The following is a 26,014-nucleotide window of genomic DNA, read 5'->3' as shown; positions in this document are numbered from 1 at the left end:
GCTGTTCACTGCTCCTTGTGGGACAGGGCTCGTACGGTGCGGGAAGGGCTGGGTCGGCCCAGTTGCTCGGCCATCCACGCGCTCGTGGCGACTAGGCGGTCGAGGTCGACTCCGGTGTCGATGCCGAGGCCCCGCAGCATCCACACCAGGTCTTCGGTGGCGAGGTTGCCGGTGGCGGACTTGGCGTAGGGGCAGCCGCCGAGGCCGCCGGCGGAGGCGTCGACGGTGGTGACGCCGTGTTCGAGGGCGGCGTAGGTGTTGGCCAGTGCCTGGCCGTAGGTGTCGTGGAAGTGGACGCCGATCACATTCGTGGGGACGCCCTCCTCGTTGAGCATGGAGAGGAGTTCCAGCACATGACCGGGCGTGGCGACGCCGATCGTGTCGCCCAGGCTGAGTTCGTCGCAGCCCATGTCCCGCAGCGCCCTGCACACGCGGACCACCTGGTGGATCGGGACCGTGCCCTCCCAGGGGTCGCCGAAGCACATGGAGACATAGCCGCGGACATGGACGCTCTCGGCCTTGGCGCGGGCCACGACCGGCTCGAACACCGCCAGCGACTCGTCGAGCGTCCGGTTGAGGTTGGCCTTGGCGAAGGACTCCGTGGCGCTGGCGAAGACGGCGACCCGGCGGGCGCCGAGGGCCAGGGCGCGGTCCAGGCCGCGGTTGTTGGGGACCAGGACGGGGAGCGCCACCGGGAGGTCGCTGACGAGCGGGAACAGCTGCTCCGCGTCGGCCAGTTGGGGCACCCACTTGGGGTGGACGAAGCTGGTGGCCTCGATCGTCGTCAGCCCCGCCTCGGCGAGGCGGCGCACGAACTCCGCCTTGACCTCGGTCGGCACGGTCGACTTCTCGTTCTGCAGGCCGTCGCGTGCTCCGACCTCGTGGATGCGGACGCGGGCGGGCAGCCCCGGCGCCGGCACGACCATGGGCAGTGTCATCGCTCCTCCTGCGCGGGGTCGCTCACCGGGGAGATGACCGCCAGGACCTGGTCCATGGCGACCGTGGTGCCGGGGGTGACGTCCAGTTCGGCGACCGTGCCGGCGTGCGGGGCGGAGATGACGTGCTCCATCTTCATCGCCTCGACGACCAGCAGGCTCTGCCCGGCGGCCACTTCGTCCCCGACGGCCACCTTCACGACGGTGACCGTCCCCGGCATCGGCGCGGTGAGGGAGTCGGCGCCGGCGTGCGCGGCTCCGGACAGGGACGCGGCGACCGGGTCGTGGTCCCGCACGTGCCAGGCGTCGCCGTCCCGGCCCAGCCAAGTCCCGTCTGGCAGGGCGGCGAGGTCGAAGGTGTGCCGGACGCCGTCCAGGGTCACCGACACGCGGCCGCCCTCGACGGTGGCGGAGCCGCGCGGGGCGTACTCCACCGGGTCCTGCACCCGCAGCGGGAAGCCGACGGGCTTCGGGGTCCCACCGAGCCGCCAGCCGCTCGGCACCGAGAACGGGTCCGTCCAGCCGCCGCCCGCGGGCCGCAGCGCCTCCAGTCGTACGGCCGCCGCCGCCTCGTAGACCTCGTCCGGTACGTCCGTGCCGACCAGGTCGTCCACCACGCGCTCGACGAGCCCGGTGTCCAACTCGCCCGCGACGACCGCCGGATGCGCGAGCAGCCGCCGCAGGAACCCGGCGTTCGTCTGCACGCCCAGCGTGACCGTCTCCGCGAGAGCCGCCCGGAGCTTGCGCAGCGCCGTGGCGCGGTCGGGGCCGTACGCGATCACCTTGGACAGCATCGGGTCGTACAGGCTGCCTACCTCGGTGCCCTCGCTGAGCCCGGAGTCCGTGCGGACGCCGTCGCCCTGGGGCTCGCGCAGCTTGAGGACCGTGCCGCCCGAGGGGAGGAACCCGCGTGCGGGGTCCTCGGCGCAGATCCGGGCCTCGACCGCGTGCCCGGTGAGCCGTACGTCCTCCTGTGCGAAGGCCAGCGGCTCGCCCGCCGCCACCCGAAGCTGCCACTCCACCAGGTCCAGGCCGGTGATGAGTTCGGTGACCGGGTGCTCGACCTGGAGGCGGGTGTTCATCTCCATGAAGTAGTACGAGGAGGGGTCGCCGCCCGGCACGATGAACTCCACCGTGCCCGCGCCCCGGTACCCGCACGAGCGCGCCGCCTGTACGGCGGCCTCGCCCATCGCCGCCCGGATCGTCTCGTCGAGCAGCACACTGGGCGCCTCCTCGATGATCTTCTGGTGCCGGCGCTGGAGGGAGCACTCGCGCTCCCCGAGGTGGACCACGTTCCCGTGGCCGTCGGCCAGGACCTGGATCTCGATGTGCCGGGGCCGGTCGATCCACCGCTCGACGAGGAGCGTGTCGTCGCCGAAGGAGGCGCGGGCCTCACGGCGGGCGGCGGCGATCTCGTCGCCCAGCACGGCCGCGTCCCGCACCAGCCGCATGCCCTTGCCGCCACCGCCGGCCGACGGCTTGAGCAGCACGGGCATGCCGATCTCGCGGGCGGCGTCGGCGAGTTGGGCGTCCGTGAGCCCGCTGCCGCTGGAGCCCGGGACGACCGGGACGCCGGCCGCCTTCACCGTCTCCTTGGCCCGGATCTTGTCGCCCATCAGCGAGATGGCGTCGGCGGACGGTCCGATGAAGACCAGCCCGGCGTCGGCGCAGGCGCGCGCGAAGCCGGCGTTCTCCGCGAGGAAGCCGTATCCCGGGTGGACGGCCTGGGCGCCGGTTCGGGCCGCCGCCTCCAGCAGGCACTCCACCGACAGATAGCTCTCGGCCGCCGGCGCCGGACCGATCCGCACCGCGGTGTCGGCCTCCCGGACATGGCGGGCGTCGGCGTCCGCGTCGGAGAAGACGGCCACCGAGCGCACGCCCAGCGAGCGGAGCGTACGGATCACGCGGACGGCGATCTCGCCCCGGTTGGCCACGAGGACCGTGTCGAACATGGTCTGCGTCATCTGCACAGTCCCCCTCACATCCGGAAGACGCCGAACTGGGGGTCACCCAGGGGCGCGTTGGCACAGGCGGTCAGGGCGAGGCCCAGCACCTGACGGGTCTCCAGCGGGTCGATCACGCCGTCGTCCCAGAGGCGGGCCGTCGCGTAGTAGGCGTTGCCCTGGCGCTCGTACTGATCCCGGATCGGGGCCTTGAACGCGTCCTCGTCCGCGGCCGGCCAGTCCTCGCCGCGTGCCTCCAACTGGTCCCGCTTGACGGTCGCGAGGACGGAAGAGGCCTGTTCGCCGCCCATGACGGAGATCTTGGCGCCCGGCCACATCCACAGGAAGCGGGGGGAGTAGGCGCGGCCGCACATCGAGTAGTTCCCGGCGCCGTACGACCCGCCGACCACGACCGTCAGCTTCGGCACGCGGGTGCAGGCCACCGCCGTGACCATTTTGGCGCCGTGCTTGGCGATGCCGCCGGCCTCGTAGTCCTTGCCGACCATGAAGCCGGAGATGTTCTGCAGGAACACCAGCGGGATGCCGCGCTGGTCGCACAGCTCGATGAAGTGGGCGCCCTTCTGGGCGGACTCTGAGAACAGGATGCCGTTGTTGGCGACGATGCCGACCGGGTGGCCGTGGATACGGGCGAAGCCGGTGACGAGGGTCTGGCCGAACTCGGATTTGAACTCCGAGAAACGGGAGCCGTCGACCACGCGCGCGATGACCTCGCGTACGTCGTAGGGGGTGCGGGAGTCGACGGGGACCGCGCCGTACAGGCCGTAGGGGTCGACCTTCGGTTCCGCGGCCGGCGTGACCTCCCAGGGGAGGTTGCCGCGCGCGGGGAGCGTCGCGACGATGTTCCGCACGATCCGCAGCGCGTGCGGGTCGTCCTCGGCGAGGTGGTCGGTCACGCCGGACACCCGGGAGTGGACCTCACCGCCGCCCAGCTCCTCCGCCGTGACGACCTCACCGGTGGCGGCCTTCACCAGCGGGGGGCCGCCGAGGAAGATCGTGCCCTGGTTGCGGACGATGACGGCCTCGTCGCTCATGGCGGGTACGTAGGCGCCGCCCGCGGTGCACGAGCCCAGCACGGCGGCGATCTGCGGGATGCCGGCGCCCGACATGCGGGCCTGGTTGTAGAAGATCCGCCCGAAGTGCTCCCGGTCCGGGAAGACCTCGTCCTGCATGGGGAGGAAGGCGCCGCCGGAGTCGACGAGGTAGAGACACGGCAGGCGGTTCTCCAGGGCCACCTCCTGCGCGCGCAGGTGCTTCTTCACGGTCATCGGGTAGTACGTCCCGCCCTTGACCGTGGCGTCGTTGGCGACGATCACGCACTCGCGCCCGCTGACCCGCCCGATCCCGGCGATGACGCCGGCGGCCGGGGCCTGTCCGTCGTACATGCCGTCGGCCGCGAGCGGAGCGAGCTCCAGGAAGGGCGAGCCGGGGTCGAGGAGGGCGTCGACGCGGTCGCGCGGCAACAGCTTCCCGCGCGCGGTGTGCCGGGCGCGCGCCTTCTCACCGCCTCCCAGCCGGGCGGCGGCGAGCTTGCCGCGCAGCTCCTCCACGAGTGCCCGGTGGGCCTCCTCGTTGGCTTGCCAGGCCTCCGACGCGGGATCTGCCGCGCTCGCAAGCTCCGGTGCCTCGTGCATCGTGCGGTCCCCTCACCCAGTGGTCGACCAGTTAATGAGCGTTAACGCATTTCCTTCAGGTTAACGACCGCTAACCTCCCTGTCTAGAATTGCTTCCATGGCCACCAGAACCGACGCCCCGACCCGCCGCGAACAGATCCTCAAGGAGGCCGCGCGGCTCTTCGCCGAGCGTGGATTCCACGGCGTCGGTGTCGACGAGATAGGCGCCGCCGTGGGCATCAGCGGCCCCGGTCTCTACCGGCACTTCGCCGGCAAGGACGCGATGCTCGCCGAGCTGCTGGTCGGCATCAGCGGTCAGCTGCTGACCGGCGCGAAGCGGCGCCTCGCGGAGGCCGACGGCGTGCCGCCGGAGGCGGTGCTCGACTCACTCATCGAGGGCCACATCGACTTCGCCCTCGACGACCGTCCCCTCATCACCCTGCACGACCGCGAGCTGGACCGCCTGCGCGACAGCGACCGCAAGCTCGTACGGCAGCTCCAGCGGCAGTACGTCGAGCTGTGGGTGGAGGTGGTGCGCAAGGTGTACCCGGACCTCACGGAGCCGACGGCCCGGTCGGCCGTGCACTCGGTGTTCGGGCTGCTGAACTCGACGCCGCACCTGGGGCGGCCGGGGTCGCTGCCGGGGCGGGGAGTCACGGCGGTGCTGCTGCACCGGATGGCACGGGGGGCGTTCGGGGCGGCCGGGGTGGAGTGAGCCGTACGGCTGGTCGGCGCCAGCCCTATGTCGGGGCGCTCAGGTGACGCAGTACGGCGAGGACGCGGCGGCTGTATCCGGTCGTGCCGGTCAGGCCGAACTTGTCGAAGATCGCGTTGGTGTGCTTCTCGACCGCGCTCTGTGAGACGTAGAGCTGCTGCGCGATGGCCGCGTTGGTGCAGCCCTGCGCCATCAGCGCCAGGACGTCGCGCTCCCTCCCGGGGTGTGAGCCCGTGCAGCGGGTCGGTGCGGGCGCTGCGGGCGAGGAGCCGCCGGACCACCTCCTTGAGCAGGTACCCGACGCCCTCGCTGTCCAGCTCGGCGGCGTGGAAGAGCGCGAGGCGGCGTCGCTCCAGGGCGGCGAGGGGCGGCGCGCCCGCCGAGGCGGAGGCAGGGCGCCGGGTCGTCGGCCTGCGCACCCGGCGCCCAGGACACAGACGAGCCCGGCCACCGCCGTCAGCCCGCCCAGCAGCAGCCCGGCGGCGAGGCGGAGCCAGCGCTCGGTGAATCCGATCACGACGGGTCAGGCTAGCCAAGGCGGCCGGGGCGGCGCCCTGCGGAAAACCGCACTCTTCCTGTGCGGGTTCCCACAGTCCGATATGAGGCCCTCCTCATACCGCCTTTAGGTCAAGACTTCGTAAAGTGGCCCGCATGATCATTGCTGCTGCGTCCGAAGCGCCCGTCGGTGGAGTCGCCGGCTGGGCCGCCGACCTGATGGAGAAGCTCGGCGGCCCCGGCGCCGGGCTGGCCATCGCCCTGGAGAACCTCTTCCCGCCGCTGCCGAGCGAGGTGATCCTGCCGCTGGCGGGGTTCACGGCGAGCCAGGGCCGGATGGACGTCGTCGGGGCCGTTGCCTGGACGACGGCCGGTTCGGTGGTGGGTGCGCTGGCCCTCTACCTGCTGGGCGCGCTCCTGGGCCGGGACCGGCTGATCGCCGTGGCGGCGCGGCTGCCGCTGGTGAAGGCCGCCGACGTGGAACGGACCGAGGCCTGGTTCCTCCGGCACGGCACCAAGGCCGTGTTCTTCGGCCGCTTCGTGCCCATCTTCCGCAGCCTGATCTCGATACCGGCCGGAGTCGAACGCATGCGGCTCCCCGTGTTCCTCGCCCTCACCACGGCCGGCAGCCTCATCTGGAACACCGCCTTCATCGCCGCCGGCTACGCCCTCGGCGCCCGCTGGCACGAGGTCACCGACCTGGTCGGCCTCTACTCCAAGGCGATCCTGGTGATCGTGGTCGTGGCGGCCCTGGCGTTCGTGGGCGTACGGCTGCTGCGGGCCGGACGCGGGCAGCGGCGGCGTCCGGTCGGGTCCGGTTCCGACAGGCGTCGCTAGGTGGTCCCGGAGTGACGAGCGTTACGGACCTTGACCCCTGGACGCCTGTGGATACCCGCCGGTACGGTTGAGTGAGCAAGCGCTTAGACATGGACGTGTGGAGGTGGCGGCGGTGCGCCGTACGGTGTTCAACGAGGATCACGAGGCGTTCCGGGAGACCATCCGCGCCTTCATCGAGGCCGAGGTCGTCCCGGTCTACGACGAGTGGTTCGCGGCGGGCCAGGCGCCCCGCGACTTCTACTACAAGCTCGCCGAGCTCGGCGTCTTCGGCATCCGCGTCGACGAGGAGTACGGCGGCGCCGGCATCGACTCGTACAAGTTCGAGGCCGTGATGTACGAGGAGACGTCCCGCGCGGGCGTCCAGTTCGGCGGCTCCGGCGTGCACGTGCTGCTGGGCCTGCCCTACATCAAGATGCTCGCCAGCGACGAGCAGAAGAAGCGGTTCCTGCCGAAGTTCGTCTCCGGTGAGGAGATGTGGGCGCTGGCGATGACCGAGCCGGGCACCGGCTCCGACCTCGCGGGCATGAAGACCACCGCCAAGCTGAGCGAGGACGGCACGCACTACGTCCTCAACGGCGCCAAGACCTTCATCACCGGCGGCGTGCACGCCGACCGCGTGATCGTCTGCGCCCGCACCGACGCGCCCAGCGCCGAGGACCGCCGCCACGGCATCTCCCTGTTCGCCGTCGACACCAAGTCCGAGGGCTACTCCGTCGGCCGCAAGCTCGACAAGCTCGGCCTGAAGACCTCCGACACCGCCGAGCTGGCGTTCGTCGACGTGAAGGTCCCCGTCGAGGACCTGCTCGGCGAGGAGAACAAGGGCTTCTACTACCTCGGCCACAACCTCGCCTCCGAGCGCTGGGGCATCGCCTTCGGCGCCTACGCGCAGGCCAAGGCGGCCGTGCGGTTCGCCAAGCAGTACGTGCAGGAGCGCACCGTCTTCGGCAAGACCGTCGCGTCCTTCCAGAACACCAAGTTCGAGCTGGCCGCCTGCCAGGCCGAGGTCGACGCCGCCGAGGCCGTCGCCGACCGCACGCTGGAGGCCCTGGACGCCGGCGAGCTGACGCCCGCCGAGGCCGCCTCCGCGAAGCTCTTCTGCACCGAGGTCGCGCACCGCGTGATCGACCGCTGCCTCCAGCTGCACGGCGGCTACGGCTTCATGAACGAGTACCCGATCGCCCGCCTGTACGCGGACAACCGCGTCAACCGGATCTACGGTGGCACCAGCGAGATCATGAAGTCGATCATCGCGAAGGACATGGGCCTGTAAGGTCCGCGCAATTACCTGCCAGTAGAAAAGGTGCCATGAACCAGGCACTACAGGGACTCCTCGATCTGCTCGACCTGGAGCAGATCGAGGAGGACATATTCCGCGGCCAGTCCCGGTCCGCCGTCGTCCCGCGCGTGTTCGGGGGACAGGTCGCGGCCCAGGCGCTGGTCGCCGCCGGGCGTACGGTCCCCGAGGACCGCCACGCGCACTCGCTCCACGCGTACTTCCTGCGCGCCGGGGACCCGGGCGCGCCCATCGTCTACAACGTCGACCGCATGCGCGACGGGCGTTCCTTCACCACCCGCCGGGTGGTCGCGGTGCAGCACGGCAAGCCGATCTTCGCCCTGTCGGCCTCCTTCCAGCTGCACGAGGAGGGGATGGACCACCAGGCCCCCATGCCCCCCGCGCCCGACCCGGCGACCCTGCCCACCTCCGAGGAGCGGCTGCGGGACTACGGCCACCTCGATCCGGCGGTCGTGGAGAAGTTCCTGGAGGCACGCGAGGCGGTCGACCTGCGCTATGTCGACGAGCCGCCGTACGGCAGGTTCGGCGAGCCCCGCGAACCGCACTCCCAGGTGTGGTTCCGCACCAACGGCAAGCTGGCCGACGACCCGCTCCTGCACGTCGTACTCGCCACCTACGTCTCCGACATGACCCTCCTCGACTCCGTGCTGCTCGCGCACGGGCGCGGCGGCTGGGCGGTCGGCGATGTCGTCGGCGCCTCGCTGGACCACGCGATGTGGTTCCACCGCCCCTTCCGCGCGGACGAGTGGCTGCTGTACGACCAGGAGTCACCGTCGGCGCACGGGGGACGCGGCCTCGGGCAGGCCCGCATCTACACCCAGGACGGGCAGTTGGCGGTGTCGGTGATCCAGGAGGGTGTGGTCCGCATCCCGCGGTGACCCGCCCGCGCCCTGCCCGGCAGCTGACGTCAGGCCAGACCGACGCGAGGGTCGACGGTCCAGTGGTTGCTTCGCAGGATCCGGTCGGCGAACGTCACCTCGCGTTCGCCGAGCAATCGGAAGCCGAGCGCGCGGCAGATGCCGTTCGAGGCTCCGTTTCCCGTGGCCGGGAAGGCGTGCACGACACCCCAGCGGTCCTCGTCCCGGGCCTGTTCGAGCAGAGCCCGGGCGGCGCGCTTTCCCAGCCCCCGGCCCTGGAACTCCGGCAGGACCATCCAGCCGATCTCGGAGACGGGCCCGTCGTCCGTGTCGTGCGACCAGAGGGTCACGTTCCCCGCGACCACGTCGGGCGCGTCCGGCGCCGGCACGATCATCCTGATCCAGGCGAGGTCCGCCGCCGCCTCCCGGGCGTCCCGCCGGACCTTGTCCCGCATGCCCTCACGCGGAAGCGGTCCGCCGAGGTCCGCCATCATGACGGGATCGCAGCGCATACGGACGTAGGCGTCGACGTCGACCTCGTCCGGTGTGACGTTGCGCAACAGCACAGGGCCCCCTGCCCATTCTAGCCGAGTCCCGCCTCCGCCAGCAGGAACGCCGTCATCGGGTCGTAGTGGCGCGGGCTCACCACGTGGTCGTCGAGCGGTACCACCACCTGGACCGTCCCCTCCGCCTCGGCGAGGAACAGCGCCGGGTCGTTGCAGTCCGCGTAGCCGACGGAGTCCACCCCGTGCTGTCCGGCGTAGCCCGCCCAGCCGTGGTCGGCGACGACCAGGTCCGGCAGTGGACGGCCCTCGCGCTCAAGTCCCCTGAGGATGGCCTTCATCGGCTCCCCGGAGTGGGTGTGCCAGAGGGTGGCGCCGTGTTCCAGGACCGCGACGTCCGCGAATTGCATGACGTAACCCTCGTCGGTCTGCAGGCCGTCCGGGATGACGACGATCTCGCAGCCCGCCGTGCGCAGGGCGTCCGCAGTCGCGCGGTGGACGTCCAGCAGGCCGCCCGGGTGGCCGGTCGCGAACAGGACCCGTTGACCGCCGTCCGCCGCCTTGCGCAGCCGGGCCGCCATACGCTCCAGCGCGGCCACCGTCAGCTCGGGGTCGATGGTGTCCTGGCCGTGGCGGTGCTCCGCGTCGTCGTTCACGCCGACGCGCTCCGCCATCACCGCGAGCACGTCCTGCTCGTCGGTCCAGCGGTCGCCGAGCTCCAGGCCGAGCCAGTAGTGGCGGTCGCCGTTCGCCAGCTTGCGGTAGTGGGAGAGGTTGTTCTCGCGGGGAGTGGCGACGTCGCCCGCGATACGGGTTCTGACGAGGTGGTCGACAAGCTCGGTGCGGCTGGGTGTCCCGGGTATCGGCATGGTTCCCATTGTGAGGCAGACAACTGCTGGAACGGCCGCGTCCGGGGCGCGTGCGACGCGGGTCACTTGCCGATCATGGCTCGATCCGGCGCAGGGCGAACCACAGTTCCATCCGTACGTCCGGGTCGTCCAGGTCCGTCTGGAGCAGCGCCGCGCACCGGGCGATCCGCTGCCGGACGGTGTTGCGGTGGACGGACAGGGCGACGGCCGTGCGGTCCCAGCTGCCGTGCAGGGAGAGCCAGGTGCGCAGGGTCTCCGTGAGCGGGTCGGTGAGCGGCGCGAGGAGGTCGCGGGCGTGGGCCTCCGCCTCGTCCGGGGCGAGCAGGTCGGTGAGGGCCGGGCGTTGGGTGCCGTGCCGGAACAGGGGCGCGCGCGTGGCCCTCGCCCTGGACAGGGCCCGCGCCGCCTGGGCGTCGGCCGCCGGCCAGTCCCGCGCGGTCGCCGGGGCGCTGACGCCCAGGGTCCAGCCCGGCTGCGGGGCCGGTTCGCGGTCCGCCGGGGCGAGGACGCGTACGACGTCCTGCGTCAGGTCGACCAGCGGAGAGCCCAGGGCCGCGCCCAGCGCGGAGGCGGCCATGGGGTCGCAGGGCTGGGTGTCGGGGCTGCCGTGGACCACCAGCCAACGCTCGGCGCCCAGCAGCGGAGCCACCGCCTCCGGCTCGGCCCCCAGCAGCAGCCGCACGAGCGCGGACGAGCGGGCCGCCCCCGAGCCGCTCTGGTGCTCCCCGGTGAGGAGGGAGAGGAGCACGGCGGCGACGGAGGCGATGGTGTGGTCGCCGGAGTCCCGGCGCGGGGCGGCGACCCCGAGGACGAAGCCCTGTCCGCTGCCGAGGGCGTAGGCGGAGAGGTGGGTGCCGGCGATGGTGTCGGAGGCCGAGGAGGGGGTGGCGGGTGCCCCGGCCCCCGGGCGCGGGGCTTCGACGCGGGCGGTCGGCCCTGCGGGGATACGACTGCCCGCTCGTGCGGTGCTCGGGGCGCCGGTCGGCCGGGTGGCCTGCGAGCCGGTGGTCGGCCGGGTGGCCTGCGGGCCGGTGGTCGGCCGGGTGGCCTGCGGGCCGGTGGTCGGTCGGGTGGCCTGCGGGCCGGTGGTCGGTCGGGCGGGGTCCGGGTCGGTGGTCGGGGGGTGAGGGTGTGTCGTTGCTCGGGCGGCTTGCGGGCTGCTGCCCGCTCGTGCGGCGCCCGGGGTGCCGGTCGGGCGGGTGGCCTGCGAGCCGGTGGTCGGGCGGGTGGTTTGCGGGCCGCTGGTCGGTCGCGTGGACTCCGGGCCGGTGACCGTGGACGTGGGCTGCGGGTACGTCGGCGCTCGCGTGGTCTGAGGGCCCGACGGCTGCGGTGCGGCCTCGGCGCCCGGCACCACCGGCCGTACCACCTCCGCCAACTCCGCCAACGCCCCCCGCACCGCACCCGTCGGAGCCGCCCGCCCCGCCTCCCCGATCACCACTCCCTCCGGCCCGTACAGCACCGCCCAGCCCCCCACCCGCTGGGCCAGCTGTCGCAGGACGGCGGGTACCGGGTCCGGGCGGGACGCCGCTGCCGCCAGGCTCTGCTGGGCCTCCGTCACACGGCGCAGTTCGGCGTGGCGGGCCTGGGCCATGAGCTGCCAGACCGCGCGGGCCACGCCCGAGAAGGTGGTCTGGGGCGGGACCTCGAGGAGCGGCAGGCCGTAGGCGTCGCACGCCGCCACCAGGGCGCGCGGCACCGTGTCGTGCACCGGGGCGAGCCCGAAGCCGAGGGCCGCGCCGCCGGCCGCGACGATCCTCGACACGTAGTCGTCGAAGTACGTGCCCGAACCCGCCGCCTCCGGGACGTGGACGCCGGCCGTCAGCAACAGCTCGCCACCCAGGAGGTAGGGAAAGGGATCGGCCATTTCCGAGGTGTGCGCCCAGTGGATCACCGTGTCCGCGTCGGCCGGTCCGGCGATCCGGCGCAGGGCCAGATCCTCTCTGGCCAGCAGCGCGGAGAGCGGCACCGGTGGGGTGGGCGGAACGGCCGGCTCCGGCATATGGACGTTTCCTTCAGTCGGGCAACCGCAGATGGATGAAACGTACACTTCGCAGTCGCTTTCCGGCCACCTAGTGTCGACCCCTGTCACCCGCCGGCGACTTCGAGTGTCCGAATTTCGAGTGTCCGATTGAGGGAGGTCTCTGTGGCCGTCGACTACGCAGTCATCGTCGTCTATCTGGCCGGCATGCTGGCCATGGGCTGGTGGGGCATGCGCCGTGCCAAGTCCAAGAGCGAGTTCCTGGTCGCGGGCCGCCGGCTCGGGCCGACGATGTACTCCGGCACCATGGCCGCGATCGTCCTCGGCGGTGCGTCCACCATCGGCGGTGTCGGGCTGGGCTACCAGTACGGCCTCTCCGGCGCCTGGATGGTGTTCACCATCGGCCTCGGGCTCCTCGCGCTCTCCGTGTTCTTCTCGGCCCGCATCGCCCGCCTGAAGGTCTACACCGTCTCCGAGATGCTCGACCTGCGCTACGGCGGCCGGGCCGGCGTCATCTCCGGTCTCGTCATGTGGGCGTACACCCTCATGCTCGCGGTCACGTCGACCATCGCGTACGCCACGATCTTCGACGTCCTGTTCGACATGAACCGCACCGTCGCGATCATCCTGGGCGGCTCGATCGTCGTCGCCTACTCGACGCTCGGCGGCATGTGGTCGATCACGCTCACCGACATGGTGCAGTTCGTGGTGAAGACCGTCGGCGTGCTCCTGCTGCTCCTGCCCATCGCCGTCGTCAAGGCCGGCGGGTTCAGCGAGATGAAGGCCCAGCTGCCCACCGAGTACTTCGACCCGCTGGGCATCGGCGGCGAGACGATCTTCACCTACGTCCTGATCTACACCTTCGGCATGCTGATCGGGCAGGACATCTGGCAGCGTGTGTTCACCGCCCGCAGCGACAAGACCGCCAAGTGGGGCGGCACCGTCGCGGGCACCTACTGCCTCGCCTACGCCCTCGCCGGCGCCGTCATCGGTACGGCGGCCAAGGTGCTGTACCCCAAGCTCGGCAGCCCGGACGACGCGTTCGCCACCATCGTCAAGGACGAACTCCCGGTCGGTGTGCGCGGGTTGGTGCTGGCCGCCGCCCTCGCCGCGGTGATGTCCACCTCCTCCGGCGCGCTCATCGCCTGCGCGACCGTCGCCAACAACGACATCTGGTCACGGCTGCGGGGGAGAATCACGACCGGTGAGCCGGACGAGGTGCAGGGCAACCGCGCCTTCATCCTCATCATGGGCCTCGCCGTGATCGGTACGGCCATCGCGCTCAACAACGTCGTCGAGGCGCTGACGGTGGCGTACAACCTGCTAGTCGGCGGACTCCTCGTCCCGATCCTCGGCGGACTGCTGTGGAAGCGGGGCACGGCACAGGGCGCGCTCGCCTCCGTCGCGGTCGGCGGTCTCGCCGTCGTCGCCCTGATGGCGACCTACGGCATTCTCGCCAACGAGCCCGTCTACTACGGCCTGCTGTCTTCCCTCGCCGTGTACATCGCCGTCTCCTTGATGACAAGGCCGACCGACGCGGCCGTACTCGACGCCTGGCGTGAGCGCCTTGCCGGGCGGGCTCCCGAACTCGTGTCCGAACCGGTGCCGGCTCACCAGTAGAGTCATAGGAACATATCCCGCATACGCGATGAAGCGTAGGAAAGAAGGCATTTCCTCATGAGCAGCAACGAGACGCCCCGCGGCCCCGTCGACTCCTCCCGCATCCCGCGGTACGCCGGTCCCGCGACCTTCGCCCGGCTCCCGCGCCTCGACGAGGTCGGCCGCGCCGACGTCGCCGTGGTCGGCGTGCCGTTCGACTCGGGCGTCTCGTACCGGCCGGGCGCCCGCTTCGGCGGCAACGCGATCCGCGAGGCGTCCCGGCTGCTGCGCCCGTACAACCCGGCGCAGGACGCCTCCCCCTTCGCCCTCGCGCAGGTGGCGGACGGCGGCGACATCGCCGTGAACCCGTTCAACATCAACGAGGCCGTGGAGACCGTCGAGGCGGCCGCCGACGACCTGCTCGGCACCGGCGCCCGCCTGATGACCCTGGGCGGCGACCACACCATCGCGCTGCCGCTGCTGCGCTCGGTCGCCAAGAAGCACGGCCCGGTCGCCCTGCTCCACTTCGACGCCCACCTCGACACCTGGGACACGTACTTCGGCGCCGAGTACACCCACGGCACGCCCTTCCGGCGCGCGGTGGAGGAGGGCATCCTCGACACCGAAGCGCTCTCCCACGTCGGCATCCGCGGCCCGCTGTACGGCAAGCAGGACCTGACCGACGACGAGAAGATGGGCTTCGGCATCGTCACCTCGGCGGACGTCTACCGCCGCGGCGCCGACGAGGTCGCCGACCAGCTGCGCCAGCGCATCGGCGACCGCCCCCTGTACATCTCCATCGACATCGACTGCCTCGACCCGGCCCACGCGCCCGGCACCGGCACCCCCGAGGCCGGCGGCATGACCTCGCGCGAGCTGCTGGAGATCCTGCGGGGCCTCGCGTCCTGCAACCTGGTCTCGGCGGACGTCGTCGAGGTGGCGCCCGCGTACGATCACGCCGAGATCACGTCGGTGGCCGCGTCCCACACGGCGTACGAGCTCACCACGATCATGTCCCGCCAGATCGCGGCGGCCCGGAAGGACTCGGAAGCGAAGTGACTCACGACCACGACCTGGTACTCCGCCCGACTCAGGCGCAGATCGACGCCGCCCTGAATCCTCCCGCCGGGCGCAACGGCGGGGACCTGGTCGTGGAGACGCTGGCGGCGCTCGGCACGACGACGGTCTTCGGCCTCCCCGGCCAGCACGCCCTCGGCATGTTCGACGCCCTGCGCCGCAGCGACCTGCGCTACATCGGCCTGCGCGTGGAGAACAACGCGGGCTTCGCGGCGGACGCCTACGGCCGGATGACCGGCGAGGCGGCCCCGCTGCTGCTGTCGACGGGCCCGGGGGCGCTGACCTCGCTGGCCGCGCTGCAGGAGGCGGCCGCGGCGTCGGCGCCCGTGCTGGCGATCAGCAGCCAGATCCCGACGGCGGGGCTGGGCGGCGGCCGGCACGGCTACCTGCACGAACTCCCGGATCAGGCAGCCTCGTTCAGGGGCGTGGTGAAGTCGGTCCACACGGTCCGCACCCCGTCCCAGATCCCCTCCGCCATCGAGGCGGCCTGGAAGTCGGCGCTGACGGCCCCGCACGGCCCGGTGTGGGTGGAGATCCCGCAGGACGTGCTGCTCGCCGAGACGTCGATCCCGGTGGTGACGGGCGGCGACGCCTTCCCCGAGGAGCTGCCGCCCCGCCCCGAACTGACGGCGGTGGCCGCCCACCTGCTCTCCCACGCCGAGCGCCCGGCGATCATCGCGGGCGGGGGAGTCGTACGGGCCGACGCCTCGGGCAAGCTGAGGCAGCTGGCGGAGACGCTCCAGGCGCCGGTCGTCGCGACCCCCGGCGGCAAGGGCGCGTTCCCCTGGACGCACCCGCTGTCCCTCCGGTCCTGGATCGAGGACCGGCACACGACGGACTTCCTTGAGGCCGCGGACGTACTCCTGGTCGTCGGCTCGGGCCTCGGTGAACTCTCCTCGAACTACCACACGTTCAAGCCGCGGGGCAGGGTCATCCAGATCGAGGCGGACCTCGGCAAGCTGGAGTCCAACCACCCGGCACTGGGCATCCACGCGGACGCGCGGCTCGCGTTGCAGGCGCTGCTGGAGACGGTGACGGAGCGCCCGGACCCCACCGCTCCCGAGCGGGTACGGGCCGTCCTCGCGAAGGTCGCCGACCGCATCGCCGCCCAGGAACTCACCCTGGAACAGGATGTGCTGGCGTCCGTGCGCAAGGCGCTCCCCGCCGACTCCCCGTCCTTCTGGGACATGACGATCCTCGCCTACTGGGCCTGGTCGGCCTTCGACGCCAAGGGCCCCAACCACATGCACACCGCCCAGGGCGCCGGCGGCCTCGGCTACGGCTTCCCGGCGGCACTCGGCGCGGCTGCCGCGGACCCGACGCGCCCGGTGCTCGCGGTGTCCGGCGACGGCGGAGCCCTGTACTCGATCGCCGAGCTGGCGACGGCGAAGCAGTACGACCTGCCGGTCACCTGGCTGATCGTCGACGACGGCGGCTACGGCATCCTGCGCGAGTACATGACGGACGCCTTCGGCGAGGCCACGGCGACGGAGCTGACCCGCCCCGACTACGTGGCCCTGGCCGAGTCCTTCGGCGTCCCCGGGGTCCGGACGACCCCGGAGACACTGGAGGCGGATCTGGCGAAGGCGCTTCAGACCCCTGGCCCGTCGGTGGTCGTACTCCCGGCGGTGCTACGGATGTTCGCGCCCACGCACCTCACGGCGTGACGGCGGGCTCAGCGGCCCGGTCGTGCGTGTCGTCGACGTGGTCGCGGTTGTGGCAGGCGTCGTCCACCGCGGGGCCGGTCAGCGGCAGGGCCCATGGGACGAGCGCGAGTGCCTCCTTGCAGAGGCCGGCGCCGGAGTGGCCGGCGATGGTGATCCGGCCCCGGTCGCCGTCGTCGGCGTGGGCCGGGGCGGCGAGTACGAGGGCTGCCATGGTGAGCGCGGCGAGCGCGCTGATCTTCTTCATGGCCGGGTCAACGGCATAGATCGGCGCAGGTCACTCCGCTGCACAGGTGGTGACCGGGCGCGCCGGGGGCCTACGGGACCCCTGGCGCGGCCACGGCGACCGAAACAGGGCCTGACGGCCTACCAGATCGACTCGACCCACTCCGGGTGGTCGATGAACGGGTTGCGGTTGCCCTGGTAGGAGTCGTAGATGACCTCGTTGCGGTGCTCCTCGAAGGCGTTCGGCGGGTCCTCGTCGTTCCACTGCTTCAGGACCGAGAGGCGGCCGTGGTACGGGACGCTGCCGTTGATGGAGTCGTTGGCCTCCAGGTCGGGCCAGCTGTCGTCACCCTCGTAGCGGACGGCCATGTAGAGGATCATGCGGGCCACGTCGCCCTTGACGGCGTCGCGCGGCTCGAAGGAGTTGGAGTCGGTGAGGCTGCCGCCGGAGTTGGTGAAGCTGCTGCCGCCGTTGTCGAAGTCCTTGTTGCCGCGGATGCTGTTGACCTGCACGTCCTCGGGACGCAGGTGGTGCAGGTCGGTGCCGGGGCCGGCCGAGGTGCCGAAGTCGCCGTGGGACTGTGCCCACACGTGCTCCCGGTTCCAGTTGCCGGTGTTGCCGCCGTTCAGGGACTTGCTGCGGGAGAGGCCGCTGTACAGCAGGATCACGTTGTTGCTGTTGTTCGGGTCCTGGTCGGTGACCTTCAGGGCGTTCCAGACGGCCGAGTACGAGATCCTCGTCTGGTCGCTGATGATCTCGTGCAGCGAGTCCTTCAGGGCCGAGCCGGTCTTGCCGATCGCGTCGGCGTAGTACGTGTCGTCGTACTCCGTCGTCGTCGCGGCGGCCGGGGCCGCGGTGAGCGCCGGGGTGGTGAGGCCGACCAGAACGGCGGTCGTGGCCAGCGCGACCGACTTCCAGCTGCGTATTCGTGTCGCCGACATGTGGGGGTCCCATCTACGCGGGTTGAATGGAGGCGGCAAACGGGAGAGTGACATGGACATGTGGTGGTGTCGAGGGCTTGCACGTGTCCATTGGGTGACGGGAAACGGCAAAACGGGGCTTGTCCACGCGAGTTGACACGACGGAACGGCCCCCGGCGGGTGAGCCGGGGGCCGTTGGGTGTGGAGCGGGTCGGGGTCAGCTGACGTCCGACGGGTCCAGACGGTAGATCGTCGACTGGCTGCTCTGCGCGGAGGTGTCCGCGGCGGAGCCGGAAGCGGACGTCGAGCCGTACTCGCTCTCCTTCACCGCCGTCCCGTTCTTCTGCACCCACTGAGTGACCTCGGAGCTGACGTCGCTGCCGCCGCCGGGGCCGCCGCCCATACCGCCGCCACCGAGCTGGATGTAGTGCAACTCGCCCTTCTTCACCAGCTCCTTGAGCTTTGCCAGGGTCATCGCCTTGTCGCTGCCGGACCAGCCCCACATGGAGATGACGGGCTCACCGCTGCTCACGATCAGCTGAGCCGCGCTCTGCGAACTCGACACCGCCAGCAGCCACTTGGCGCCGTCCTGGTGCTTCTCGAGGTAGGTGATGAGCTCGCTGCTCGCGCCGCCGCCCATACCGCCGCCACCGGCCGTGGCGCCGGGCCTGCCGCCCGTGCCGTCGCCGGTTCCGGTGCCGCCGTCGGCCGTACCCGCGTTGCCGCCGGTGCCGCCGGAGCCCCCCGGTGGCGTACCGCCCGTCCCGGCGTTGCCGCCCGAGGCCTGCCCGCCCTGACCACCGGGCAGCTGGCCGCCCCCGCCGCCCGGCATCCCGCCGTTCTGGCCCTGCTGCCCGCCGGCCTGGCTGCCTTGGCCCTGCTGTGTCCCCCCGGGCCCGCCGGTCCCGCCGCCCGGGAAGCCACCCCGGCCGCCGCCCCCGCCGCCGAAGCCGCTCCCCGTCGAGGGCCCGGCCGTCGGGTTCGTGCCGCCCATGCCGCCGCCCGAACCGGACGGCACCGACCAGGCGTACGCCGCCGGGCCCGCCACGGCGGCGACGACCGCCGCCACCACGGATGCCGCCAGCAGCCGTACCCGAGTCCCGGACGCGGACCGGAAGACGAGCAGTCCCACGATCGCCAGCAGCATGACGACGGCGATCGCCGGCCACAGCCAGGTGTTCCAGCCGGAGGCCCGCCGCAGGAGTACGACAGCCCAGACGGCCGTGACGCCCAGCCCTGCCGGCAGCACCCACGCCCACCGCTTGTCGGCGCGGAACGCGCGCAGCAGCATCACACCGCCGCCTCCGCACAGGGCCGCGATGCCGGGGGCGAGCGCGGTCGTGTAGTACGGGTGCATCGTGCCCTCGGCCATGGCGAAGGTCAGGTAGTGCAGGGCCGTCCAGCCGCCCCACAGCAGCAGCGCGGCCCGGGTGAGGTCGGTGCGCGGGGCGCGGCCGCACAGCACCAGTCCGCCGATGCAGGCGATGGCCGCGAAGGGGATCAGCCAGGAGATCTGGCCGCCGAGGATGTCGTTGAAGAGGCGGCCGAGCCCCGCGGTACCGGAGAAGCCGCCGCCTCCGCCACCGCCGCCTCCGCCGTTGCCCTCGCCGCCCAGGATCCGGCCCAGGCCGTTGTAGCCCATGATCAGGTCCCAGGCCGTGCCGTCCGACGAACCGCCGATGTAGGGGCGGTCGTCGGCCGGGACGAGCGAGACCGCCGCGGCCCACCAGAAGCTGGAGACGGCCAGAGCGACGCCCGCGACGAGGAGGTTGACGACGCGCTTCACGAACTTCGGCTTCGCCGCGTACAGGTAGACCGCGAAGACGGCGGGCAGCGCGATGTACCCCTGGAGCATCTTCGTGTTGAACGCGAGTCCGAAGCAGACCGCGGAGCCGACCAGCGGCGACAGCCTGCCGTCGTGGACGGCCCGCAGGGCGAGCGCCGCGCCGCCGGCCATCAGGAACACCAGCAGCGTGTCGGGGTTGTTGTCACGGTTGATGGCGACCGTGATCGGGGTCAGAGCCAGGACCAGCGCGGCCACCGTAGCCGCGCCGTGGCCCCACACCCGCTTCACCGAGGCGTGCACGATCCAGATCGTCGCCAGCGCGACCAGGACCATCGGCAGCATCATCTGCCAGGTGCCGTAGCCGAACACGCGGCACGACAGGCCCATGACCATCAAGGCGAACGGCGGCTTGTCGACGGTGAGGAAGTTGCCCGCGTCCAGCGAGCCGAAGAACCACGCCTTCCAGCTCTGCGTACCGCTCAGCACGGCAGCGCTGTAGAAGCTGTTGAGGCTCGAGCCGGACAGGTTCCAGGAGTACAGCACCGCCGCCAGGATCAGGATCGCGATCAGCGCCGGGAGTGACCAGCGCGGTGCCCTGCCCGGGGGCGGCACGTCGGGGGTCACGGTCGTGTGGGGGTGGGGATCGGTGGCTGATGTCACCCGCGCATCGTGTGCGGCGGGGGTGGGTGCGGGCTGTGCCGGACCTTGATCCTGCCTGTGAATGGGCAAGGCGCGGCGTCCCCTGCACGAGGGCCGGCCGGCGTCACTCCGTCGGTGTGGATCGGGCGTACGGCTTGCTCGCGCGCTCGTTGGTCAGCAGGACATGACTCATGGGACAACGAACGAGAAGCCAAGGGGCGTTTTTGCCCGTGCCGGAGCGACGAGAGCGGTCGTCGCGGCCGGGCTGAGCGCCGTCGTCGGCCTGGCGCCCGTCGCCGTCGCCGGCCCCGCCACCGCGGCGACCACGCACACCGTCAGCTGTACGTCCGCCCGGGCGGGCCTCGCCGCCGAGCTGCAGGAGGACATCACCGCCGCACTCGTGAGCCGCAAGGGCACCATCGCGATCGGCCTCCACGACCGTGTCACCGCCACCACCTGCACGCTCCGGCCCGCCGTCGCCTTCGACTCCGCCAGCGTCGTCAAGGTCACCGTCCTCGCCGCGTTGCTGTGGGACGCGAAGGCGCAGAACCGCTACCTCTCCGCCCGCAACGCCTCCCTCGCCAAAGCCGTGATCACCAAGTCGGACAACGCCGCGACCAGCACCCTGTGGAAGCAGCTCGGCATCAGGAAGATCAAGGCCTTCCTCACCGCCGCCGGCATGACCCGGACCAGGCCCGGCGCGCAGGGCCACTGGGGCCTGACCCGGATCAACGTCACCGACGAGCTGAAGCTGCTCAAGCTCCTCACCGCCAGGAACACGGTGCTCAGCGACAACGCCCGCGCCTACATCCTGAAGCTGATGGGCCAGGTAGTCCCCGCACAGCGCTGGGGAACCACGTACGGAGTGCCGTCCGGGTGCAGCGTGGCGGTCAAGAACGGCTGGCTGCCACGGGCCACGCACGGCTGGCGGGTGCACAGTGTCGGCACCTTCAAAGGCGCCGGCCACGACTATGTGATCACGGTGCTCACCCATGGAAACAGCACCATGAAGGACGGCATCACGACCATTCAGGGCGTCGCCAAGGCCATCCACAAGGCCATCCACAACAATCTGGCCGCGTCCGGCAGTTGACGCCTGCCCGTCTCCCCACCGTCACCGACCCGTCCTACGGTGACCCCCATGCGCCTGAGATCCGTACTCGCGACCGCCACCGCGGCCCTGGCGGCGGCCACCTGCCTCACCGCCGCCGGCCCCGCGAACGCCCACGCCACTTCGCCGGGCCGCCACGCCTGCTCGCCCTCCGTCTCCATCGACCGCTACTCCGACGCGCTCGACAAGACGACGTACGAGGGCACCTTCGTCGGCAACTTCTCCGCGCTCGCCGTGGACCGGGACGGCTCCCTCGCGGCCCTCTCCGACCGCTCCGCCCTCTTCAGCCTGAACGGCAGGACGCTTGCGCCGAAGAAGGTCGTGCCGCTCGCCGACGAGAGCGGCGCCGCCCTCGACTCCGAGGGCCTCGTCATCGACCGGGACGGCACCCGGCTGATCTCCTCCGAGACCGAGCCCGCCATCCGCCGCCACGCCCGCGACGGCCGGATCCTCGACCGCCTCCCCGTGCCGGACGCCCTGAAGGTCGCCCCGGCCGGCCGCGCGGTCTCCAACGGCACCTTCGAGGGCCTGACCCTCCTCCCCGGCGGCCGCACCCTGCTCGCGTCGATGGAGTACGCCCTGACCGGCGACAGCGCGGGCATCGTCCGCTTCCAGACCTGGAACCGGATCAAGGGCGGCCACTTCGAGCCGGGCCGCCAGTACGCCTATCGCACCGACACCGGCCTCGGCGTCCCCGAGGTCCAGGCGACCCCCGACGGCCGCCTCCTCGTCCTGGAGCGCGGCTTCACCGCCGGCGTCGGCAACACGGTCCGCCTCTACCTGGCCGACCCGCGCCGCGCCACGGACACCAGCGGTGTCGAGAAGCTCACCGGCCAGGACGGCGTACGCCTGATCAAGAAGACGCTCCTCGCCGACATCGTGAACTGCCCGTCACTGGGAGCGACCGCCAAGCAGCCCCAGCCGAACCCGCTCCTCGACAACATCGAGGGCATGGCGATCACGGGGTACTCGAAGGGACGCCTGGAGGTGCTGCTGGTCAGCGACGACAACCAGAACGCCGTGCAGACGACCCGCTTCTACCACCTGCGCGTACGTATCTGAGCCACTGCTCCCGGCTTTGTTGCGGCGGGATGAAATCGAGGCTCGTCGGCGTTGGTGCCTTCCGGTAGATCAGGACGAACGGAGGGCACCGGCGTGGCAGTGCAACGGGGATGGGCACGACGGCTGTGGGGCTATGCCTGGCGCTACCGCAAGGACGTGATCCTCGCCCTCGGCTCCTCCCTCGTCGGCATGGCCGTCATGGCGGTCGTCCCGCTGATCACGAAGGTGATCATCGACGACGTCATCGGCGGCCACACCCGCAGCATGGCCGTCTGGGCCGGCCTGCTCATAGCCGCGGCCTTCGTCGTCTACGTCCTCACCTACATCCGCCGCTACTACGGCGGCCGCCTCGCCCTCGACGTCCAGCACGACCTGCGGACGGACATGTTCGGGACGATCACCCGGCTCGACGGACGACGGCAGGACGAGCTGTCCACCGGACAGGTCGTCGGGCGGGCCACCAGCGACCTCCAGCTGATCCAGGGCCTGCTCTTCATGCTCCCGATGACCATCGGGAACTTCGCGCTCTTCCTGATCTCCCTGGTCGTCATGGCGTGGCTGTCGCTGCCGCTCACCCTGGTCGCGCTCGCCGTGGCGCCGGCCCTGTGGTGGATCGCCAGGCGCAGCCGGACCAAGCTGCACCCCTCCACCTGGTACGCCCAGGCCCAGGCCGCCGCCGTCGCCGGCGTGGTCGACGGGGCCGTCAGCGGCGTACGCGTCGTGAAGGGGTTCGGGCAGGAGGAGCAGGAGACCGGGAAGCTCAGGGAGGTCAGCCGGCGGCTCTTCGCGGGGCGGCTGCGCACCATCCGGTTCAACTCCAGGTACACCCCGGCACTGCAGGCCGTCCCCGCTCTCGGGCAGGTCGCCATGCTCGCCGTCGGCGGCTGGCTGGCGGTGCGCGGGCACATCACACTGGGGACGTTCGTGGCGTTCTCCACCTACCTCGCCCAGCTGGTCGGCCCGGTCCGGATGCTCGCCATGGTCCTCACGGTCGGGCAGCAGGCCCGCGCCGGCAGCGAGCGCGTGCTGGAACTGATCGACACCGAGCCGTCGATCAAGGACGGCACCAAGACACTGCCCGCCGACGCCCCGGCGACCGTCGAGTTCGACGACGTGTCCTTCGGCTACGACGACGGGCGGCCGGTGCTGGACGGGCTCTCCTTCGAGATCCGGCCCGGCGAGACCCTCGCCGTCGTCGGCTCCTCCGGCTCCGGCAAGTCCACCGTCTCGCTCCTCCTCCCGCGCTTCTACGACGTCACACGCGGCGCCGTCCTCGTCGGCGGCCACGACGTGCGCGAGCTGACCTCCGACTCGCTGCGGGCCGCTATCGGGCTGGTCCCCGAGGACTCCTTCCTCTTCTCGGACACCGTCCGCAACAACATCGCCTACGGCCGTCCCGACGCGACCGACGAGCAGATCGAGGCCGCCGCACGCGCCGCCCAGGCGGACCGCTTCATCGCCGAGCTGCCCGACGGCTACGAGACCACGGTCGGCGAGCACGGCCTCACCCTCTCCGGCGGCCAGCGCCAGCGCGTCGCGCTCGCCCGCGCGATCCTCACCGACCCCCGGCTCCTCGTCCTCGACGACGCGACCTCTGCGGTGGACGCCCGCGTCGAGCACGAGATCCACGAGGCGCTGGGGCACGTCATGGAGGGCCGCACCACCCTCCTCATCGCGCACCGCCGCTCCACCCTCGGCCTCGCCGACCGCATCGCCGTCCTCGACGCCGGCCGCCTCGCCGACATCGGCACCCACGAGGAACTCCAGCAGCGCTCCGCCCTGTACCGCCGCCTCCTCACCGACCCCGACGAACTCGGCGGCGTCTCACCCGGCCACGCCCAGCCCGTCTGCCCGCAGGAAGACACCTCCGTACGCGACGAGCTGGACGCCGAATTCGACGCCGAGCGCGGGGTGACCCCGAGGCTGTGGACCGGCGACCGCGAGCGGCGGGACCAGGCGCTCACGGAATCCCCGGCCACACCCGAACTCCTCGCCCAGGTGGAGGCACTGCCCCCGGCCGTCGACCGACCCGGCATCGACGAGGCCGACGCGGTCCGGCCGGAGGAGTCGTACGGCCTGAAACGGCTGCTGCGCGGCTTCGCCCCGCCCCTGCTGATCAGCCTCGGCCTCGTCGCCATGGACGCCGGCATGGGGCTGCTGCTCCCCGTCCTGATCCGGCACGGCATCGACTCGGGTGTCACTCAGGTCGCCCTCGGCGCGGTCTGGGCGGCATCCCTGCTCGCCCTGCTCGCCGTGACCGTCCAGTGGGTGGCGCAGATCGGCGAGACGCGGATGACCGGACGCACCGGCGAGCGCGTCCTGTACTCGCTGCGCCTGAAGATCTTCGCCCAGCTCCAGCGGCTCGGTCTCGACTACTACGAGCGCGAGCTGACCGGCCGGATCATGACCCGGATGACGACGGACGTCGACGCGCTGTCGACCTTCCTCCAGACGGGCCTGGTCACCGCCTTCGTCTCCGTGGTCACCTTCTTCGGCATCATGGTCGCCCTGCTGGTGATCGACATCGAGCTCGCCCTCGTCGTCTTCGCGACACTGCCGCCGCTGATCGTCGCGACGTACTACTTCCGCCGCGCGAGCGTGAAGGCGTACGAACTCGCCCGTGAGCGGGTGTCGGTGGTGAACGCCGACCTGCAGGAGTCGGTGTCCGGGCTGCGGATCGTGCAGGCCTTCCGGCGCGAGCGGGACGGCGGCGCACGGTTCGCCGAGCGCAGCGACAGCTACCGCCAGGCCCGGATCCGGGGCCAGTTCCTGATCTCGATCTACTTCCCCTTCGTGCAGTTCCTGTCGTCGGGGGCCGTGGCGGCGGTGCTGATCGTGGGCGGCGGCCGGATCGACGACGCGACGCTGACGACCGGCGCGCTGGTGGCGTATCTGCTCTACATCGACCTGTTCTTCGCGCCCGTCCAGCAGCTCTCCCAGGTCTTCGACGGCTACCAGCAGGCCACGGTCTCGCTCGGCCGCATCCAGGAACTGCTGCGGGAGCCGACCTCCACGAAGGCGGCCGCGGAGCCGCTGGAGGTGCTGTCGCTGCGGGGCGAGGTCCGCTTCGAGGACGTGCACTTCAAGTACGGCGACGACGAGGCGGCGCTCAGCGACGTCGACCTGCGGATTCCGGCCGGGCAGACGGTCGCGTTCGTCGGCGAGACCGGCGCGGGCAAGTCGACGCTCGTGAAGCTGGTGGCCCGCTTCTACGACCCGACCGGCGGCCGGGTCACGGTCGACGGCACGGACCTCCGCTCCCTGGACATCACGTCGTACCGCCACCGGCTCGGCGTCGTCCCGCAGGAGGCGTACCTGTTCCAGGGCACCGTCCGCGATGCCATCGCCTACGGCCGCCCCGACGCGACGGACGCCGAGGTCGAGGCCGCGGCCCGCGCGGTCGGCGCCCACGAGATGATCGCCACCCTCGACGGCGGCTACCTCCACGAGGTCGCCGAACGCGGCCGCAACCTCTCCGCGGGGCAGCGCCAGCTGATCGCACTCGCCCGCGCCGAGCTGGTCGACCCCGACATCCTGCTCCTCGACGAGGCGACGGCGGCGCTGGACCTGGCCACGGAGGCCCAGGTCAACCACGCCACGGACCGCCTCGCGGGCCGCCGTACGACCCTTGTGGTGGCCCACCGCCTGACGACCGCCGCCCGCGCGGACCGGGTCGTGGTGATGGACCACGGGCGCGTCGCCGAGGACGGAACGCACGAGGAGCTGCTGGCGCGCGGCGGGCAGTATGCCGAGCTGTGGCGCACCTTCCTCGGCCAGGCGGAGCCGGAGGAGCCGGTCGGGGCGGCGCGGTAGGCGCCGCGGGGCGTGTGGCCCTGACGGCCGTGCAACCATCCGGCATACGACGTGCGT

Annotated in this window: 19 protein-coding genes and 1 pseudogene; 10 read left to right on the top strand and 10 right to left on the bottom strand. The window is 71.7% G+C overall.

All coding sequences use genetic code 11. The features are described 5' to 3' along the window. Nucleotides 1-5: 5 nt before the first annotated feature. Genes ACWGDB_RS19855 through ACWGDB_RS19845 form a run of 3 tightly spaced genes read right to left on the bottom strand, consistent with a single transcriptional unit; the run spans nt 6 to nt 4,530 of the window. Complete coding sequence (locus ACWGDB_RS19855) at nt 6-938, bottom strand: hydroxymethylglutaryl-CoA lyase (RefSeq protein WP_453823579.1); 933 nt, start codon at nt 936-938, stop codon at nt 6-8. Then, nucleotides 935-2,887 carry an acetyl-CoA carboxylase biotin carboxylase subunit gene (locus tag ACWGDB_RS19850; protein WP_453823660.1) on the bottom strand — a complete coding sequence of 651 codons (1,953 nt, stop codon included), beginning with the start codon at nt 2,885-2,887 and terminating at the stop codon, nt 935-937. Before ACWGDB_RS19850 ends, ACWGDB_RS19855 begins: the two co-directional genes overlap by 4 nt. Nucleotides 2,888-2,913: 26 nt before the next feature. Next, nucleotides 2,914-4,530 (bottom strand): carboxyl transferase domain-containing protein, encoded by a 1,617-nt coding sequence (locus tag ACWGDB_RS19845; protein ID WP_453823578.1) that lies wholly within the window; start codon nt 4,528-4,530, stop codon nt 2,914-2,916. Between the two features lie 97 nt (nt 4,531-4,627). Between ACWGDB_RS19845 and ACWGDB_RS19840 the strand changes: the two genes are divergently transcribed. Continuing rightward, complete coding sequence (locus ACWGDB_RS19840) at nt 4,628-5,224, top strand: SACE_7040 family transcriptional regulator (RefSeq protein WP_451171109.1); 597 nt, start codon at nt 4,628-4,630, stop codon at nt 5,222-5,224. 25 nt (nt 5,225-5,249) lie between these two features. On the opposite strand, the pseudogene ACWGDB_RS19835 reads toward ACWGDB_RS19840, so the two are convergent. Continuing rightward, nucleotides 5,250-5,553 (bottom strand): annotated as a pseudogene (locus ACWGDB_RS19835) (response regulator transcription factor); the annotation flags it as partial. Nucleotides 5,554-5,875: 322 nt separating this feature from the next. Between ACWGDB_RS19835 and ACWGDB_RS19830 the strand changes: the two are divergent. The 3 genes from ACWGDB_RS19830 to tesB all read left to right on the top strand — a co-directional run bounded on the left by ACWGDB_RS19830 (nt 5,876) and on the right by tesB (nt 8,728). Beyond that, on the top strand, nt 5,876-6,556 hold the full coding sequence (locus tag ACWGDB_RS19830; RefSeq protein ID WP_383609130.1) for a DedA family protein: 681 nt from the start codon (nt 5,876-5,878) through the stop codon (nt 6,554-6,556). Between the two features lie 112 nt (nt 6,557-6,668). Continuing rightward, the gene (locus tag ACWGDB_RS19825) at nt 6,669-7,826 is read left to right on the top strand and encodes an acyl-CoA dehydrogenase family protein (RefSeq protein WP_427844910.1); all 1,158 of its coding nucleotides are present in this window, start codon (nt 6,669-6,671) and stop codon (nt 7,824-7,826) included. A gap of 35 nt (nt 7,827-7,861) precedes the next feature. Then, entirely contained in the window at nt 7,862-8,728 is an 867-nt protein-coding gene (gene tesB, locus ACWGDB_RS19820) for an acyl-CoA thioesterase II (protein WP_383609136.1), read from the top strand. 29 nt (nt 8,729-8,757) lie between these two features. On the opposite strand, the gene ACWGDB_RS19815 is transcribed toward tesB, so the two are convergent. From ACWGDB_RS19815 to ACWGDB_RS19805, 3 genes are all read right to left on the bottom strand, one after another. Beyond that, complete coding sequence (locus tag ACWGDB_RS19815; protein WP_453823577.1) at nt 8,758-9,273, bottom strand: GNAT family N-acetyltransferase; 516 nt, start codon at nt 9,271-9,273, stop codon at nt 8,758-8,760. Between the two features lie 17 nt (nt 9,274-9,290). Then, nucleotides 9,291-10,079: a phosphatase gene (locus ACWGDB_RS19810; protein WP_453823576.1), complete on the bottom strand. Its 789-nt coding sequence runs from the start codon at nt 10,077-10,079 to the stop codon at nt 9,291-9,293. Between the two features lie 73 nt (nt 10,080-10,152). Next, complete coding sequence (locus ACWGDB_RS19805) at nt 10,153-12,081, bottom strand: PucR family transcriptional regulator ligand-binding domain-containing protein (RefSeq protein WP_453823575.1); 1,929 nt, start codon at nt 12,079-12,081, stop codon at nt 10,153-10,155. Nucleotides 12,082-12,225: 144 nt separating this feature from the next. Between ACWGDB_RS19805 and ACWGDB_RS19800 the strand changes: the two genes are divergently transcribed. The 3 genes from ACWGDB_RS19800 to ACWGDB_RS19790 are packed head-to-tail and all read left to right on the top strand — an operon-like array spanning nt 12,226 to nt 16,403. Then, complete coding sequence (locus ACWGDB_RS19800; RefSeq protein WP_453823574.1) at nt 12,226-13,680, top strand: sodium:solute symporter; 1,455 nt, start codon at nt 12,226-12,228, stop codon at nt 13,678-13,680. Nucleotides 13,681-13,737: 57 nt separating this feature from the next. After that, the gene (gene speB, locus ACWGDB_RS19795) at nt 13,738-14,718 is read left to right on the top strand and encodes an agmatinase (protein ID WP_031114210.1); all 981 of its coding nucleotides are present in this window, start codon (nt 13,738-13,740) and stop codon (nt 14,716-14,718) included. Next, complete coding sequence (locus ACWGDB_RS19790) at nt 14,715-16,403, top strand: thiamine pyrophosphate-binding protein (RefSeq protein WP_453823573.1); 1,689 nt, start codon at nt 14,715-14,717, stop codon at nt 16,401-16,403. Before speB ends, ACWGDB_RS19790 begins: the two co-directional genes overlap by 4 nt. Here the strand turns inward: ACWGDB_RS19790 and ACWGDB_RS19785 are convergent. The 3 genes from ACWGDB_RS19785 to ACWGDB_RS19775 form a co-directional block, all read right to left on the bottom strand. Then, nucleotides 16,393-16,647 carry a hypothetical protein gene (locus tag ACWGDB_RS19785; protein WP_427844918.1) on the bottom strand — a complete coding sequence of 85 codons (255 nt, stop codon included), beginning with the start codon at nt 16,645-16,647 and terminating at the stop codon, nt 16,393-16,395. The two genes, ACWGDB_RS19790 and ACWGDB_RS19785, sit on opposite strands and share 11 nt — an antisense overlap. Nucleotides 16,648-16,766: 119 nt before the next feature. After that, nucleotides 16,767-17,567: an endonuclease I family protein gene (locus ACWGDB_RS19780; RefSeq protein ID WP_453823572.1), complete on the bottom strand. Its 801-nt coding sequence runs from the start codon at nt 17,565-17,567 to the stop codon at nt 16,767-16,769. A 196-nt stretch (nt 17,568-17,763) separates the two neighbouring features. After that, nucleotides 17,764-19,992: an ArnT family glycosyltransferase gene (locus ACWGDB_RS19775; RefSeq protein WP_453823571.1), complete on the bottom strand. Its 2,229-nt coding sequence runs from the start codon at nt 19,990-19,992 to the stop codon at nt 17,764-17,766. A gap of 163 nt (nt 19,993-20,155) precedes the next feature. On the opposite strand from ACWGDB_RS19775, the gene ACWGDB_RS19770 reads away from it, so the two are divergent. The 3 genes from ACWGDB_RS19770 to ACWGDB_RS19760 all read left to right on the top strand — a co-directional run bounded on the left by ACWGDB_RS19770 (nt 20,156) and on the right by ACWGDB_RS19760 (nt 25,957). Continuing rightward, nucleotides 20,156-21,064, top strand: coding sequence for a serine hydrolase (locus ACWGDB_RS19770; RefSeq protein WP_453823570.1), 909 nt, complete (start codon nt 20,156-20,158; stop codon nt 21,062-21,064). Between the two features lie 48 nt (nt 21,065-21,112). Beyond that, nucleotides 21,113-22,144 (top strand): esterase-like activity of phytase family protein, encoded by a 1,032-nt coding sequence (locus ACWGDB_RS19765; protein WP_453823569.1) that lies wholly within the window; start codon nt 21,113-21,115, stop codon nt 22,142-22,144. 93 nt (nt 22,145-22,237) lie between these two features. Beyond that, nucleotides 22,238-25,957 (top strand): ABC transporter ATP-binding protein, encoded by a 3,720-nt coding sequence (locus tag ACWGDB_RS19760; protein WP_453823568.1) that lies wholly within the window; start codon nt 22,238-22,240, stop codon nt 25,955-25,957. Nucleotides 25,958-26,014: the final 57 nt, after the last annotated feature.

The sequence above is a fragment of the Streptomyces sp. NPDC055013 genome, from assembly GCF_053608645.1.
The sequence above is the reverse complement of the archived record's forward strand: the minus strand, read 5'-3'. Positions and strand labels throughout refer to the sequence as shown.